Here is a 16,667-nt window from a genome sequence, read left to right as displayed (position 1 = left end):
AATGAAAACGGAAGTAAAAAATAAAGTAAACACTAGCCTTGAGGCAAATGTTGATTTTTTTAAAAAAGAGCTTGGGGTAGGCAAAAGCTTTGACGTCATCCATCTAGAAGTGGAATATGCCGGCCGGAAAATGGCGCTATTCATGGTGGACGGGCTCGTCAAGGACGACATGCTCCATCTCCTTTTGAAGTTCATGGCGAATTTACAGGAGGATCAGCTTCAAAGCGCGACAATCCAGCAGCTCATGAAGTCGTACCTTCCGTACATTGAGCTCGATTCGACGGATGATCTTGACAAAGCTGTGGACACGGTGCTTGCGGGCCCGACCGCGCTTGTTGTTGACGGAGCATCAGAGGTCATCCTAATTGATGCCAGAACCTATCCGGTCAGGGGGCCTGAAGAACCTGACACGGAGAGGGTTGTCCGTGGGTCACGCGATGGTTTTGTTGAAACAATCGTCTTCAATACGGCATTGATCAGAAGGCGGGTTCGCGACCGGACGCTCAGGATGGAGTACATCCAGGCGGGGCGGCGGTCGAAAACCGACATGATCATTTGCTATATCGAAGACATTGCCGATGGGGAGCTAGTCGATAAGATTAAGGACAAGTTGTCCAGCATCGATACGGACGGGCTGCCAATGGCTGAGAAAACCATTGAGGAATTCATTACCGGGAGCTATTTGAACCCTTTCCCGGCAGTCCGTTACACGGAAAGGCCGGACACGGCTGCGGTTCATCTGTTCGAAGGGCATGTATGTGTACTCGTTGACGGGTCGCCGAGCGTTTTGATTACACCGACAACCTATTGGCACCATCTCCAGCATGTCGAGGAATACCGGAATAAGCCGCTTGTAGGAGCCTATTTGCGGATTGTGCGGTTTTTTGCTGTATGGGCGTCGCTATTTTTGCTGCCAATTTGGTACTTGCTCACGATTGACCCGAGCCTCGTGCCGAAAAGCATGAAATTCATCGGGCCGAATGATCCCGGCAAAATTCCTTTGTTCCTGCAGTTTTTAATAATTGAAGTTGGGATCGACATGCTGCGGATGGCTGCGATCCATACACCGACTTCGCTTGCGACGGCCCTTGGCCTTGTCGCGGCATTGATGATCGGGCAGGTCGCCGTGGAGGTCGGCCTTTTGACGAACGAGGTCATCCTGTATTTGGCGCTTGCCGCGATTGGCACATTTGCAACCCCCAGCTATGAATTGAGCCTTGCCAACCGGCTTGCTAGGCTGTTTTTACTTATCGTAACGGCCTTGTTCCATACATTTGGTCTCGTCGTCGGGTTCACCCTCGTCATCATTTACTTGTCGCGCATGAAAAGCTTTGGTGTTCCGTACCTGTGGCCGTTTATTCCATTTGATTTCCGGGCGTTCAGGGATGTGCTGTTCAGGTCACCTATCCCACTCAAACATCTGCGGCCAAGAGTACTAAAGCCAAAGGATCCAGACAGGTAGGAAAAAGGGGCAGCATTTTCCGTGTTGTTCCTTTTTAGTTTTTTTATGTGAATATTCAAGAGGATCTGCGACGGAATCAGCATGTTTTCTATAACAAGGATTGCTGCTAGAAAGCAATTATTTTTCGAAAAAAGTGGCAGCCCAAATTCTAAAATGTGGGCTGCCACTTCTTTCGCTATGGTTTCCCTAGTCCTCCACAAAAGGAAACATCAGCACCTTCTTCGACTCGCAATACTGAAGCAGCGGTTTCCCCGGCAGAACCACCGGGCTCATCGTATTCACATCAACCACAGCCTCCGCAACCGACACATCCCACGGCAGATGGTGAATATCGCCGCGCAGCACCTTGCCATCCCGGACCGTGAACAGGCAATACCGCTCAACCAGCCAATGCTCCAGCGTCCCTGCCCTGCACAAACCCGGCTCCGAAACCGGCCGATACAAACACTCAAAACGGCCGACCCCATCCTCGCCCGTAATCCGCCTGTTCGAAAACCGAAAACCTTTTCTTTTGTGAAAATTGGCCGCCGCGCTCGTGCTATTTTCTGGCACACTCAAGTCTTCCGCGCCGTGGTTCTCCTCCGCACTTTCCTCATCAAACGACATCTCCGCATTTTTATAAGGAAGCGCAAGCAGACCGTTTGCCGCGAAAACCGCCGGGGCAAGGTTCGCATCCAACGAAAAGAACCAGATGCCCTGCCTCCCCTTACGTTTTACATACGTCCTCACATTGAGCTCCAAATACTCATTCAGCATAGGGATTTCTGGCAGCGCCCTGAACCGCTGGTGCTTGACCTGGAACGGCGATATTGAAATCCACGCCTGGCCTTCCCACGTATCAAGCTCCATTTCTTCCGGTACCTGCTGCCTGACCATGGCGGCATCAACAGGCCAATGCAAAAAAAGCAGACTCTCCCACGTCTGGGTCATCAGCCATGGCGCATCCGGCAGGGGGTAGGGCCGATGAGCCGTCTCCCTCAGCAACTCGTCCATATTCGTGAACCACCTTTCATTCAGCACTTTCCTATCCTTTACCCTTACCCAATTTTCCGCTAAGCCAGCCTATACATCCGCCAAAGTTGAAAAAGCAGGCGCCCTATATGCAAATAAATGCTATTTCGGGTATGATAGAATAAAAATTACAACAATTGCGGGGGAAAAAATGAAAGATTTAGAACAAGAACTCTATTATAATCTACTTTCCCGTTCGGCCGATATGACAGAGGAATGGCTTAGCCGGAGGACCGAAAAAGCCGGTTCGCCTTATTCAATCGAAGCATCCCCAGAGCTTGTCAACAAACTCCGCGAACAAAACAAGCTTTTTATTGAACGGATCATAAAAGTCTTTATTGAGGAAGAAGAGGGATTCAAAAAGGGAATTCTCGACTGGACCCGTATGGTATCGGAGGACCGGGTAAATTCAGGGGTACCGCTTCACTCTGTGATTAAGCAATTCGGGATTTTCCGGAGTGTCATCATACTTTTTATCGAAAATTTCGCGCGTGATTACGAGAAAGAGCTCTCATTCGAAGACATTTTCCGTTGGACAAAGCAAATCAATTTTGCCTTTGACAAAGTCATTGATTTATTTTCAAAACATTACTACGAAGTCCACAGCAAGCTGATTTCGGAAAAGGAAAAGATGATCTACGAGCTAAGTTCACCGGTCATACCGGTAACAAAAGGTACGGGTGTATTACCGCTCATCGGTGAAATCGACATTGACCGTGCCGCTGACATCCTGGAATCCGTCCTGAACCAAAGCGCCGCTATGCGCATCAACAAGCTCGTTATTGACATGTCGGGCGTACCCGAAATGGACTCCGCCGTCGCATGTGAGTTGTCAAAATTATTCAAGGGATTGAACCTGATTGGCATCCGCGCGATCCTTTCCGGTATCAGGCCAGAGGTCGCCAAGGCTGCTATCACCCTTGGAATCAACTTCGATAACACCGAATTCGAACAGGACCTCGCCGCAGCGTTGACAAAGCTCAACTGGCAAGACTAGCGCACGAACCAAATCAAAAGGGGGGTAAAAGGTGATTCAATATCTATCAGCATTCTTCCTGCCCGGCCTGTGCGTCATGCTGTTTGCAAGGGTCACCTACAACCGGGTCATTGCACTCGCCCTAACAGTCGGCCTCATCGCGGCATCCGTCTACAAAGGCTACACAAACAGCTGGGGACTCATCATTGTCGACGCCTTCTCGCTCACCGTGGGCTTTTGGGCCGCCTCGCACCTTAAGCCGAAAGAAACCGCAAACAAAGCCTGACCAGCTACCCGCCAAACTCCGGCGGGTTTTTCTATTTCTGGGCCTAATGAAAAATTGGCCCCCGCACCATATAAACCGCGGGTATAAAGCAAGCATACCCAACACGTTATCAAATTTTCCAAAAAACATCCTGAATGTAGCAGGAAAACCAAAAATTAAATCGAATATTTGTTCGTATAATGTTGGTTTGCGCCCTCCCCTTTGTGGTAGAATGTTTTTATAAGATTTTTAGCAATGCCGGGATTGTGAATTTCGGCATCCTTTCAGTTTGTCCGTAATATGGCCGTCTTTGGAGCCAGCCGGTTTGAATGAGGCGCCATGGCGGGCATACTGATTACCATATGAATTGGCGGCAGAGAAACGCCAATATGCACACCTTGAATGATTAAACCATACACCCGTGTTTGCCAATAGACGCTTTATTTTAGTATTGGAGGTTCGGATAAACGTGAAGAACCAATTTGAATTAGTGTCCAAATACAAGCCGCAGGGGGACCAGCCCGAAGCGATTAAAAAGCTTGTCGACGGTATTTACAAAAAGAAGCCCATCCAGACGCTTCTTGGCGCGACGGGTACGGGTAAGACGTTTACCGTTTCCAATGTCATCAAGGAGGTAAACAAACCGACGCTTGTCATCGCCCATAATAAGACGCTCGCCGGCCAGCTTTACAGCGAGTTCAAGGAATTTTTCCCGAACAACGCGGTCGAGTATTTTGTCAGCTACTACGATTACTACCAGCCGGAGGCCTATGTGCCCCAGACCGATACATTCATTGAAAAAGACGCGAGCATCAATGATGAAATTGACAAGCTTCGCCACTCGGCTACTTCTTCTTTGTTCGAGCGTCGTGACGTCATTATCATCGCATCTGTATCGTGCATTTATGGTTTGGGTTCTCCGGAAGAATACAAGGAAATGGTGCTCAGCCTCCGGGCGGGGATGGAAATCGAACGGAACAAGCTGCTCCATAAGCTCGTCGATATCCAGTATGCCCGGAATGACATCGACTTTAAGCGCGGTACGTTCAGGGTACGGGGCGACGTTGTCGAAATCTTCCCGGTGTCAAAAGACGAGCATTGCATCCGCGTCGAGTTTTTTGGCGACGAGGTCGAACGCATACGCGAAGTAGACGCCCTGACAGGCGAAATCATTGGTGAGCGGAACCATGTCGCCATTTTCCCGGCATCCCACTTCGTGACAAGGGAAGCAAAGCTGAGGCTAGCAATCGAAAATATTGAAAAAGAACTGGAAGAGCGTCTCGAGGAACTCCGCGCCGAGGAAAAGCTGCTTGAAGCACAGCGACTCGAGCAGCGGACCCGCTATGACCTTGAAATGATGAGGGAAATGGGCTTCTGCTCCGGCATTGAAAACTATTCCCGCCATTTGACGCTCAGGCCGCCGGGTTCGACTCCATATACACTTCTCGACTACTTTCCGGACGACTTCTTGATTGTCGTTGACGAGTCCCATGTTACGCTGCCACAAATCAGGGGTATGTTTAATGGAGACAAGGCCCGGAAGCAGGTACTTGTCGACCATGGCTTCCGCTTGCCGTCCGCGCTTGATAACCGCCCACTCAAATTCGAGGAATTCGAGCAGCATATCAACCAGCTAATCGCTGTTTCGGCTACGCCAGGCCCATATGAAATTGAACATACACCGGAAATGGTCGAACAGATTATCCGGCCCACGGGGCTATTGGATCCAAATATTGACGTGCGCCCAATTGAAGGCCAGATTGACGACCTGATTGGCGAAATCAACGAACGGGTCAAGAGGAATGAGCGTGTACTAGTGACGACCTTGACGAAAAAAATGTCCGAAGACCTGACCGATTATCTGAAGGAAATTGGCATCAAGGTGCAATACTTGCATTCCGAAGTCAAGACACTGGAACGGATTGAAATTATTCGCGAGCTGCGCCTCGGGAAATACGATGTGCTTGTAGGAATCAATCTTCTCCGGGAGGGCCTCGATATTCCGGAAGTGTCGCTTGTCGCAATCCTTGACGCCGATAAGGAAGGTTTCCTCCGTTCAGAGCGGTCGTTGATCCAGACAATCGGCCGTGCCGCCCGTAACGAACGCGGGCACGTCATCATGTATGCGGATAAGATGACGAATTCCATGCAGATTGCGATTGAAGAAACGAAGCGCCGCCGCGCCATCCAGGAAGAATACAACAAAAAGCACGGCATCACTCCGATGACGATTCAGAAAGACATCCGCGATGCGATCCGCGCCACGCAGGCCGCTGAGGAAGGCGAAGCGTATTCACCGGCGAAATCACTCGGAAAGCTGGCCAAAAAGGACCGCGATCGCGTGATTGCCGACATGGAAAAAGAAATGAAGGAAGCAGCAAAGGCGCTTAACTTTGAACGCGCCGCAGAGCTTCGCGACCTGATACTAGAGCTGAAAGCGGAAGGATGACTGTAACATGGCTATGGATAAACTTGTCGTAAAAGGCGCCAGGGCCCACAATTTAAAAAATATTGATGTCACCATTCCGAGAGATAAACTTGTCGTTTTGACAGGGCTTTCCGGATCCGGAAAGTCCTCGCTTGCCTTTGACACCATTTATGCGGAAGGGCAGCGCCGCTATGTCGAATCGCTGTCCGCCTATGCCCGCCAGTTCCTTGGGCAGATGGACAAACCGGATGTCGATGCAATCGAGGGCCTTTCGCCGGCGATATCAATCGACCAGAAAACAACGAGCCGCAACCCGCGCTCGACCGTCGGGACGGTCACGGAAATTCACGATTATTTAAGACTTCTTTTTGCCCGTGTTGGGCGCCCCGTGTGCCCGAACCATGGAATCGAGATATCTTCCCAAACGATTGAGCAAATGGTTGACCGGATCATGGAATACCCTGAACGGACGAGGCTGCAGATTCTCGCACCGGTCGTATCGGGCAGGAAAGGGACCCATGTCCAGGTACTTGAAGATATAAAGAAACAGGGATTTGTCCGCGTCCGCATTGACGGGGAAATGCTTGATTTAAGCGATGAAATTACGTTGGAAAAAAATAAGAAACACTCGATCGACGTTGTCGTAGACCGTGTCGTTGTAAAAGAAGGAATCGCGGCCAGGCTAGCGGACTCACTGGAAACCGCGCTCGGGCTAGGGGACGGGAAGGTTGTCATCGACGTCATTGGCGAAGAGGAACTGCTGTTCAGCGAACACCATGCCTGCCCGCTCTGCGGTTTTTCAATCGGTGAACTCGAACCTAGGATGTTTTCGTTCAACAGCCCGTTCGGGGCTTGTACGGAATGTGATGGGTTAGGCGCAAAAATGGAAGTCGATCCGGACCTTGTTATCCCGAACAAGGAACTAACCTTGAACCAAAACGCGATTGCCGCCTGGGAATCAGTCTCTTCACAATATTATCCGCAGCTTTTAAAGGCTGTGTGCGACCATTACGGCATCGATATGGATGTTCCAGTCAAGGACTTGCCAAAAAGCAAGATGGACCGCATTTTGTATGGATCGGAAGGGAAGAAAATCTACTTCCGCTATCGGAATGATTTCGGCCAGGTAAAGGATGGCTATATCGTTTTTGAAGGTGTCTTACGGAATGTCGAGCGCCGCTTCAAGGAAACGAGTTCCGACTGGATCCGTGAACAGATGGAAAAATACATGGGGCAACAGCCCTGCCCAACCTGCCATGGGTACAGGCTAAAGAAAGAAACACTAGCTGTCCTCATTACAGGTAGGCATATTGGCGAAGTAAGCGAACTCTCTGTCGAGGAAGCAAAGCAATTTTTCCGATCCCTTGACCTAACTGAAAAAGAAAAGCAGATTGCAAGACTCATTCTCCAGGAGATTAATGAGCGGCTCGGCTTTTTGGTGAATGTCGGCCTGGATTATCTGACTTTAAGCAGAGCAGCCGGGACACTTTCCGGCGGTGAAGCCCAGCGGATTAGGCTCGCCACACAAATCGGCTCGCGCCTGACCGGGGTTCTCTATATCCTGGATGAGCCGTCGATAGGCCTTCACCAGCGCGATAATGATAAACTAATCAGCACATTGAAGAGCATGCGTGATATCGGCAATACCTTGATCGTTGTTGAGCACGACGAAGATACCATGCTCGCTGCCGATTATTTGATCGATATCGGTCCGGGTGCCGGGGTTCATGGTGGCGAAATTGTTTCGGCTGGAAAGCCTGAGGAAGTAATGAACGATCCCGCGTCATTGACAGGCCAATATTTGGCCGGCAAAAAGTTCATCCCGCTTCCGATCGAACGGCGCAAGCCAGATGGCCGATTTATTGAAATTAAGGGCGCTACCGAAAACAATCTGAAAAATGTTTCAGTCAAGTTTCCGTTGGGCGTGTTTCAGGCTGTCACCGGCGTTTCCGGTTCTGGAAAAAGTACGCTTGTAAATGAAATTCTTCAGAAGTCCCTTGCCCAAAAACTGCACAGGGCTAAAACGAGGCCCGGAGCGCACAAAAGCATCAAGGGCATTGACCAGCTTGATAAAGTCATCGATATCGACCAGTCGCCAATTGGCCGGACGCCACGTTCAAACCCGGCAACGTACACCGGTGTATTCGATGATATCCGCGATTTATTTGCCAATACGAATGAAGCGAAGGTGCGCGGCTACAAGAAGGGGCGTTTTTCCTTCAACATCAAAGGAGGGCGCTGTGAAGCCTGCCGCGGCGATGGCATCATCAAAATTGAGATGCACTTTTTGCCGGATGTTTATGTACCGTGTGAGGTATGCCACGGTAAACGCTACAATCGTGAGACACTTGAAGTGAAATATAAAGGCAAAAACATCTCTGATGTCCTTGATATGACCGTCGATGACGCAGTTGAGTTTTTTGCCAATCATCCAAAAATCAGCCGCAAACTCCAGACGATTGCAGATGTCGGCCTTGGCTATGTGAGACTAGGCCAGCCTGCGACAACTCTTTCCGGCGGGGAAGCGCAGCGGGTTAAACTTGCCTCCGAGTTGCACAGGCGCTCAAACGGCAAGACTATGTATATCCTCGATGAGCCGACTACCGGTCTGCATGCCGATGACATCTCCCGCTTGCTGAATGTACTGCAGCGCCTCGTTGAAAACGGCGACACAGTCTTAGTCATCGAGCACAACCTTGATGTCATTAAAACAGCCGATTATCTTGTCGACCTTGGTCCTGAAGGCGGCGACAAAGGCGGAACGATTGTGGCAACCGGAACGCCTGAACAGGTGGCCGAAGTCCCTGAATCGCATACCGGCCGCTACCTGAAGCCAATCCTCGAACGTGACCGCGCCAGGATGCTCAAACAGGTCGAAGGAACTGAAAAGCAAACAGCTAAAGCAAGATAGTAAAACGGGACCGCTCATTTAAAAGGGCGGTTCCTTTTTTCGTGTTAGGAGACAAATTTTTTAAATGTATGCTTCAAACTCTTTGGGAGCGACATGAGTCCCACGCCCTCTTAATTGTGACACAGATTCGGTTTTAGTAGCGAGTTGAATCCCGAAACCCCAGGAATCGGGACACAGAATTGGTTTTAAGAGGGAGATGAGTCCTGATTAACAGTTAACCAAAATGAGAATCCCCACAAGGAATATTCTTTAACAATCTATATCCTTTTTTTCTTCCAATTCGTCAACTAAGTTTAAATGTTCTCGGTATACGTCACCTGTGGATTTCGTTACATCTTTCTTCCAAAATTGTTACAATTCTGAAGTTTGTGTAAAATGAATGTAATAGTAAAGAAAGAAGGAGCTTACCCAACACAAAATTGCTGCGGAAAAAAGTGTCTGTGTGCTGGTTTCAGCCCAAAGGGGATGTGAGAAAGATGTTAAAGTTTTTACTTAAGCAAGCGGCGATGTGGGTTTTGGTTATGACGCTATTTTTGGCTCTTTTGTTTTTACCCAGGGATATCATCTACCAGGAAGGCCGAGCTGTTAAATTTCTTGGGGCGAAATACGAATATTCGCTTGAGAAACATATTGATCAATTTCAGGAGTTTATTACATATATCAAGGAAAACAAAGGCCTCGGGGATGTAATGGAGGGCCATTCGCGGGTTGAAAGCATTATGCACACCTTTATAAAGAGCATGAAAATTGCAATCCCTGCCTTATTCATCGGCCTATTCGTTGGAGTGGCCAAAGGGGTGCTCGACTATCGAATCAGAAACAAGAAGACTAATATTTTTGGTGAAACATTAACAAGGTTCTTTCTTTCAATTCCGGACCTGTTTTTAATTATCATGATACAGATTGGAGTCATGACGGCGTACAGTTGGGGCCTTCTCCCTTACATGCGGGTTTACGGAAGCGACACAATGAGCACGACGATTCTCGGAATTATTTATCTCTCCATTTACCCAGTATTTTATATTGCCAATATCACGTTTTTAAGCATCCGCGATGAGCAGGCAATGGATTACATCAAGACGGCTTTTTCGAAAGGGACTTCTTCATTAAGGGTTCTCTACACGCATGTTCTAAAAAACTGCTATCCGAAAATACTCAGCCATACGAACACCATTACACTTTATACTTTATCAAACTTGTTCATTGTTGAATTCTTGACGAATTACCGCGGTGCGGCCTATTTCTTTTATCAGTCCGTTGCATCGCCATTCATATTTGCTGTAGGGCAGGAACAATACCCAATCAATATTTATAGCGCGGCGGGGTATATCTTTCTTTTTACATCAGTTATTTTCCTTTCAAAAATTAGTCAGCCAGATTGGAAAAAGCCTGCTGTATCCGCTTGAAAGGAATGAAGCATGATGAAGGATAACTGGAGGCTTTGGACTGGTGCTTTTTTTCTTATTCTCTTAGGTGTCGTCGCTGTGGTGGGGCCGTATTGGCCATTTGTTGATACGGAGCTGAAAGAAACTGGAGCGATTAGAACGGATGAGGGGAAAATCATCCTAGTACCATTTCCGCCAATGGAAGGATATCCGCTTGGAAGCACCCATAAAGGGGTGGATATCCTGAGCCTGCTCATAATGGGAACGGGAGAAACGCTTAAAATTGTCCTGAGCGTCGTAGCGCTGCGTTACGTATTTGCAGTTCCGCTAGCTGTAGCCGGCTTTTACTCCAAATTTATGGAGGGGGTCATGAACGGCTGGCAGCAGCTTTTTTCATTTATGCCGCCAATTTTCTTCGTATCGTTTTTTTCCGGCCTGCCACTCATCTTTTTCTCTGATTGGAGGCCATTTTATATGATTTTAATCCTTGCTTTGCTAGAAACAGGGAGGGTCGCCGAAATCATTCACACACATTTGCGGGATACAGAGAAACGGCCATATATTGAGGCGGGAATTGTCTCTGGCTGCTCGCCGTACACATTGTTCAGGAATTATTACATGCCTGTCGTCATACCAAATATTATTGTAATGATTATAAATGATATCGGCAGGACGCTATTCCTTCTTGCGCAGCTTGGCATCGTCTTTATTTTCATCAGCCAGAAATTCATGATGAACGAATGGGGATCGGCGTATGAAGTTGTCAACACTTCTCCATCGTGGCCAATGATTTTTACTACGATCCTTCATGATGTCCGAATTTACAAATGGATTCCGTTTGCCGGGATAGGCGCAATCGGCATCACCCTTCTGTTCATCAATCTGTTTGCGGGAGGGCTTCAACGTTATTTTGAAAGCAAGCACCGGACTGCAAGGTATGATTTGTAAAAAAAACAACACATCCTGAAACTTTTCAGGAAAAGGCCCGTAAAAACAGGGGAAGGAGGCTGGTGTTATGGATACAAGGAAAATCCTATCAGGATTATGCTATTTCAGCATTTTTTTTGCACCGTTCCTATTTCCAATTGTCGTTTATTTTGTAGTAGATGATTTCATCACGAAGGAACACGCCAAAAAGGCATTGTTATCCCACCTTATACCATTCGTGGCGATTCCGTTTGCGATGCTTGGTGCGATAGCGGGTGCCGGGTCTGATGCAGGATTTGGGATTGCGATACTCGGCATGGGGATATACGGAATCCTGTCGATTGGCGTAATCATCTGGAATGTTGTGAAAGGAATAAAAACGATCCAGGAGCTGTAAGCTGTACAAACTTGCAAAATTGGCAAGGAATGAAACGAACATCCCTGTTTAGGCTAATTTCTGATATACATGAAGGAAAAAGTAGAGGAAGGGGAGTATTTTTGTGAAGGAAGAACGTAGAAGGATTTTGGAAATGGTTGAGCGTGGCAGTTTATCAGCGGTGGAAGCCATCACCCTGCTTGAGGAATTGGAAAAGTCGTCCAAGATTGCCGGCGAGAAGGAGCAGGAGCTGAGGAACGAGCTTTCGGTAGTCGTGCAGGAGGAGCCCGAAAGCAGTAGGGGAAGCGATGAGCCATACAGGTCTCATACAACGAAGGATAAGCTATTTGAACTTCTTGATACCGCGATTAAAAAAATCAAGGAGCTGGATCTGGATTTCAATTTTGGCCAATCCGTGGAAATTTCACACATTTTCCACCAGAACGCAGTGAGCCTGACTGACATTGATGTAAGCATTGCAAACGGCTCGCTGAAGATTGTCCCATGGGACCAGCAAAACGTCCGGGCTGATTGCCAGGCCCGTGTTTACCGGGTCGAGAACCAGGATGAGGCAAGGAAAACGCTACTTGAAACGGTTGTTTTCGATGTTAACGACGGAAGGCTTAGATTTTTAACGAATCATAAATGGATGAAGGTGGACACAGTCCTGTATGTCCCGGACTCGTCGTACGAGAAGGTTCGCGCTAAATTGTTCAACGGGCCGGTAACCGGGGAAAATCTCCGCGCGGCAGATGTAAAGGCAAAGACGGGGAGCGGAAAAATTTCCTTTAAAAGAATTTCCGGCAAAAAGCTTGAGGCCGAGACCGGAAATGGGCACATTAAGCTGAAAGGCTGCGCTGTGGAAAAGGTTGAGGCCGAAACGATCAATGGCGGCATCAAGCTGGAGGGCTCCTTCCAATCGGCGGATCTTAGGACCTTTACCGGTGGCATCACCTGTGACATTCAGGGGGCATGCGAGTTCATTTCGGCAAAAGCGGCGACCGGAGGAATCGATATATATGTGCCGGACGGCCAAGCGGTCGATGGCGAACTAAGGTCCAATTTAGGCGGATTCCAGGTTGACCTCGACAGGATCCAGCTTCTTGAAGAAAAGAGCGAGATGATCCAGAAAATGCTCCGCTTTAAAACGATCCAGCCAGATGGACGGACTGCCCGGATCATCGCCGAAACAAAAACCGGCGGCATCACTGTCAAAAAGGCCGGTACTTATAAGAAGGATGAATTTTAATTGATAGTTGCGGCTACGTCATTCGAATTTGATTTAGATAGGTATTCCGTATGAATTTTTAAAAAAAGAGAAGGTTGCTGTAAACGAAAGGGTGAGCTACAAATGAGATGGCTAATTGGGATTGGAATCAATGCAATATTGTTCATGGCAATCGCGGGGTATTTTGATGATGCTTTCCGGCTTTCGGGCTTTGGCGCCGCCATTGTTGCAAGTTTCCTGCTGTCCATCCTGAACGTGCTCGTCAGGCCTGTACTCATTTTGCTCACCTTGCCTGCTACTATTTTGACTCTAGGGCTGTTTTTGTTTGTAATCAACGCGATAACACTGCTATTGACAGATGCACTCATGGGGCCGGCATTTGATATCTCAGGCTTCGGGATGGCGCTGCTCGCGGCAATCATCCTCTCGTTGGTGAATATCATCATCCAAAAATTCGTGATGGATAAAAAGAAAAAATAGAGCTCAATGAAAAAAGCGCGGCGAATCGCGCTTTTTTTCGTTGCCTGCCAGGTTGGAAGATAGTTTTCAACGGGAAAAACATCATCTACCACGGAACTTTTTCGGAATCTTGTACCTTATTCAAGATAGACAAAGGCTGTAAATCCATCGGCCTTCAGCTTTATTACAAGTGCTTCGGCATTTTCTTTTTTGGAAAAGGCGCCTGCCTGTACTTTATGTAGGCCATCTTTCCCCATTGTGGTATAAGCGTGGTAGCCTTTAATCGACAGTTTCTTTATCAAATCATCGGCATTGGCTTTATCACGGAAAGCCCCCGCCTGAACATGATAAAGATTCCCTCCGCCAGAATCAGGTGCCGCTGGTGTTTTCTTTAATGCGTAATGTTCGGCAATCCCGGCGGCAATCGCCTTTCCGCAAATCTGCCTGTAGGAGTCGGAACGCAGAAGGGACTCTTCTTCCAGGTTGGTCATGAACCCGCATTCCGTAAGAATGGCGGTCATATTTGTTTCCCTCAAGACGTGAAAATCGGCGGTCTTGACGCCCCGGTCACGGCGGCCGGTTTTTTCGACCAGATTTTTCTGAACCTTTAAGGCAAGCTCATAGGCATCCTTTGGTTTTGTCACGTAAACGAACGTATCGACCCCGTTCGCGCTGTTCCATGTATTTTGGTACGCATTTGCGTGAATCGCCACATAGGCATCCACCTTTAATTGGTTTGCCTTGTCTGTCCGTTCCTTGAGAGGGACATCCCTGTCGTCCGAGTGGGCGAAGTATACCAAAACATCCTGATATGTTTCGAGTTCCTTTTTTGCATAGCCTGCAACAGCCCTGTTAAATTCGTATTCCCGCATCCCCGAAGGACTCCGCTTGCCCGCAGTAGAATAGCCATGGCCCGCATCCAGCATTAACTTCATCTAACTAACCCCCTTTATAAACTCTTTCTCTTACTAAATATGAAAAAGTTTCGATAGTGGATAGGGACAAGCTGGTATTTATTTAAATTACATTCTAAATGTAGAGGGGGGTAAAACAAAAAAGAGCCATTTGGCTCTTTTTCATAATCGTATTGTTCAAATTTTTCCTGCTAAATTATCGAACTGCAAGTACCTAACGGCCCTTTTGGTCAAATATCATTAATCAGGCTGAGCGCATCCTCATCGGCAATGATTGTCACATTTCCATGCCGCTGCAGCGCAGATGCTGGGAAGTCTTCGGTAACTTCTCCTTTTATGAGGCTGTGCAGCGCTTCAGCTTTTGACTTTCCGTTAGCTAGGAGGATAATTTCTTTGCTTTCAAGGATAGTCGCGATTCCCATTGAAATCGCCTTTGTCGGTACTTCCTCAGGAGAGGAGAAAAAGCGGGCATTATCCGTGATTGTCTCCTCCGCGAGCGAGACTATTTGGGTCCTGCTATCGAATGAAGTGCCTGGTTCATTAAAGGCGATATGGCCGTTGCGCCCAATTCCAAGAAGCTGGAGGTCGACTCCGCCAAGCTCGGCGATTCTCTTTTCATAATTGGTACACTCCGCCTCGAGGTCGTCCGCCGTTCCATCAGGAATGAAGGTTCTCTCCGGACTGATGTCGAGATGGTCAAACAAATTTGTTTTCATAAAGAAATAATAACTATTGGGATCTGTTTTCGGCAGACCGATATATTCATCGAGGTTAACGGAAGATGCCTTGCTGTAAGAAGTCCCGTTTTCCTTGTGATCTTCAATCAAATATTGATATGTGCCAATTGGCGTACCGCCCGTCGCGAGCCCAAGTACAATCTCCGGGTTGGCGCGCACCTTTTCCGCAATCATTTCCCCGGCGGTTTTTGCCATTTCTGTACTATTTGATACTTTGATAATTTTCATCCTTCATCCCTCTTTCCTAACCAATACTTATTACCGTTTATTATTATGACGGAATTTACCGTATCATCCAAATGAAAAATTTGCAGTCTTATTCATTTTTATGCGCCAGCACCCCTCGGCACCATGTGGCAGCGACTTCCATGTTGGAGTCCAGAACGGCCAAATCCGCGTCCTTGCCTGGAGCGATACTGCCTTTTTTATCAAAAATGCTAATTTGCTTAGCCGGGTTCACGCTTGCCATCCGGACCGCATCCAGGAGGCCAATGCCGGAAAAATCGGATGCATTCCGGACCGCGTCGTTCATTTTTAGTATGCTTCCTGCTAGCGTGCCATCAGCCAAAACAGCTCGGCCATCCCCAACGGTTACATCCTGGCCTCCGAGGTCATAAATGCCTGCATTCAGGCACTTCGCCCTCATTGAGTCGGTGACGAGCACCATCCCATCGGGCCCTTTCGCAGAAAGGGACAGCTTGACCATTTCAGGGGCGATATGGATGCCGTCGACTATCATTTCAACGAGAAGCTCCTTGAACAATAGCGCCGATCCGGCTGTACCGGGCTCCCGGTGGTGCATGCCGCGCATGCCGTTGTATAAATGGGTCACATGCCTTGCTCCTGCATTCACCGCTTTTTTGACTTCATCATAGACGGCGTCTGTATGGCCGATGGAGGCGACGACGCCTGTGCTCGCCAAATATTCAATGAACTTTGTTCCGTTTTCAAGCTCAGGCGCCGTTGTGACGAGCTTAATTAGGCCCGCTGCGCTTGATTGCCAATGTTTGAAAAGATCGATATCCGGATCGATAATGTATTCCCTTGGCTGCGCCCCCGCCCTTTTTGCATTGATGAATGGCCCTTCAAGATGGACGCCGACCACTTCCGCCTTCCCAGGGCGGTTATCAACTTCGCAGTAACTTGCCGCATTTTTCAGCGCATTCTCGATATTCCCATGTTCCTGGGTGATTGTCGTTGCGAGGAATGCGGTTGTTCCTTCCGCGGGCAAAGCGCTGGCAATCGTCCGAAGCGCTTCATGTGTGCCGTCCATTGTATCCGCTCCGGCCGCTCCGTGAATATGGAGGTCAATGAATCCTGGTACGACCGTTTCGGATTCCCCGATTTCATGCACCTCAGCATCGGGGTATTTTCCATTGGCTTCAGCTAAAGGGCCTACTGCGGAGATTTTTCCATCCTCTATAAAGATGTACTGATTTGTTTTGACTTCATTTTCAAAAACACTTCTGCCTTTTATTTTTAGTAAAATGGCCAAATTAACCAGCTCCATTCGCCTAAATACGTCTTGGTGCTTCACTTAAGTATACGGTTTTTCTCGTTTGGCTGTCCAGACAACAGGTATGTACGA

General features: G+C 48.2%; 14 protein-coding genes. 10 read left to right on the top strand and 4 right to left on the bottom strand.

The window, feature by feature from the left end:
- Position 1: 1 nt before the first annotated feature.
- Entirely contained in the window at positions 2-1,462 is a 1,461-nt protein-coding gene (locus tag RB160_RS20805) for a spore germination protein (protein WP_316572365.1), read from the top strand.
- 186 nt (positions 1,463-1,648) lie between these two features.
- Here RB160_RS20805 and RB160_RS20800 read toward each other — a convergent pair whose 3' ends face one another.
- Positions 1,649-2,482 carry a YqjF family protein gene (locus tag RB160_RS20800; RefSeq protein WP_316572364.1) on the bottom strand — a complete coding sequence of 278 codons (834 nt, stop codon included), beginning with the start codon at positions 2,480-2,482 and terminating at the stop codon, positions 1,649-1,651.
- A gap of 142 nt (positions 2,483-2,624) precedes the next feature.
- Here RB160_RS20800 and RB160_RS20795 point away from each other — a divergent pair, with 142 nt between their 5' ends.
- The 9 genes from RB160_RS20795 to RB160_RS20755 all read left to right on the top strand — a co-directional run bounded on the left by RB160_RS20795 (position 2,625) and on the right by RB160_RS20755 (position 13,449).
- Positions 2,625-3,470, top strand: a complete 846-nt coding sequence (locus tag RB160_RS20795) for an STAS domain-containing protein (RefSeq protein ID WP_316572363.1) — start codon at positions 2,625-2,627, stop codon at positions 3,468-3,470.
- A 31-nt stretch (positions 3,471-3,501) separates the two neighbouring features.
- The gene (locus RB160_RS20790) at positions 3,502-3,735 is read left to right on the top strand and encodes a CsbA family protein (RefSeq protein ID WP_316572362.1); all 234 of its coding nucleotides are present in this window, start codon (positions 3,502-3,504) and stop codon (positions 3,733-3,735) included.
- Between the two features lie 448 nt (positions 3,736-4,183).
- Positions 4,184-6,163 (top strand): excinuclease ABC subunit UvrB, encoded by a 1,980-nt coding sequence (uvrB, locus tag RB160_RS20785; protein WP_316572361.1) that lies wholly within the window; start codon positions 4,184-4,186, stop codon positions 6,161-6,163.
- Between the two features lie 7 nt (positions 6,164-6,170).
- A complete protein-coding gene (gene uvrA, locus RB160_RS20780) occupies positions 6,171-9,053 on the top strand; it encodes an excinuclease ABC subunit UvrA (protein ID WP_316572360.1) in 2,883 nt (960 codons plus the stop codon).
- A gap of 476 nt (positions 9,054-9,529) precedes the next feature.
- The gene (locus tag RB160_RS20775) at positions 9,530-10,459 is read left to right on the top strand and encodes an ABC transporter permease subunit (RefSeq protein WP_316572359.1); all 930 of its coding nucleotides are present in this window, start codon (positions 9,530-9,532) and stop codon (positions 10,457-10,459) included.
- A gap of 12 nt (positions 10,460-10,471) precedes the next feature.
- A complete protein-coding gene (locus tag RB160_RS20770) occupies positions 10,472-11,386 on the top strand; it encodes an ABC transporter permease subunit (RefSeq protein WP_316572358.1) in 915 nt (304 codons plus the stop codon).
- Positions 11,387-11,453: 67 nt separating this feature from the next.
- Positions 11,454-11,762, top strand: coding sequence for a magnetosome magnetite crystal formation protein family (locus RB160_RS20765; RefSeq protein ID WP_316572357.1), 309 nt, complete (start codon positions 11,454-11,456; stop codon positions 11,760-11,762).
- Between the two features lie 103 nt (positions 11,763-11,865).
- Positions 11,866-12,990 carry a DUF4097 family beta strand repeat-containing protein gene (locus tag RB160_RS20760; protein WP_316572356.1) on the top strand — a complete coding sequence of 375 codons (1,125 nt, stop codon included), beginning with the start codon at positions 11,866-11,868 and terminating at the stop codon, positions 12,988-12,990.
- Positions 12,991-13,092: 102 nt separating this feature from the next.
- The gene (locus tag RB160_RS20755; protein ID WP_316572355.1) at positions 13,093-13,449 is read left to right on the top strand and encodes a phage holin family protein; all 357 of its coding nucleotides are present in this window, start codon (positions 13,093-13,095) and stop codon (positions 13,447-13,449) included.
- Positions 13,450-13,565: 116 nt separating this feature from the next.
- Here the strand turns inward: RB160_RS20755 and RB160_RS20750 are convergent, their stop codons facing one another.
- The 3 genes from RB160_RS20750 to nagA form a co-directional block, all read right to left on the bottom strand.
- Positions 13,566-14,363, bottom strand: a complete 798-nt coding sequence (locus RB160_RS20750; RefSeq protein ID WP_316572354.1) for an N-acetylmuramoyl-L-alanine amidase — start codon at positions 14,361-14,363, stop codon at positions 13,566-13,568.
- 209 nt (positions 14,364-14,572) lie between these two features.
- Positions 14,573-15,307, bottom strand: coding sequence for a glucosamine-6-phosphate deaminase (gene nagB / locus RB160_RS20745; protein ID WP_316572353.1), 735 nt, complete (start codon positions 15,305-15,307; stop codon positions 14,573-14,575).
- Between the two features lie 88 nt (positions 15,308-15,395).
- Positions 15,396-16,574 (bottom strand): N-acetylglucosamine-6-phosphate deacetylase, encoded by a 1,179-nt coding sequence (gene nagA / locus RB160_RS20740; protein ID WP_316572352.1) that lies wholly within the window; start codon positions 16,572-16,574, stop codon positions 15,396-15,398.
- Positions 16,575-16,667 lie beyond the last annotated feature (93 nt).

The organism is Neobacillus sp. YIM B06451 (assembly GCF_032667185.1).
Lineage (GTDB): Bacteria > Bacillota > Bacilli > Bacillales > Cytobacillaceae > Bacillus_D.
Note: the sequence above shows the minus strand (reverse complement) of the source record. Positions and strands in the feature narration are given on the sequence as shown.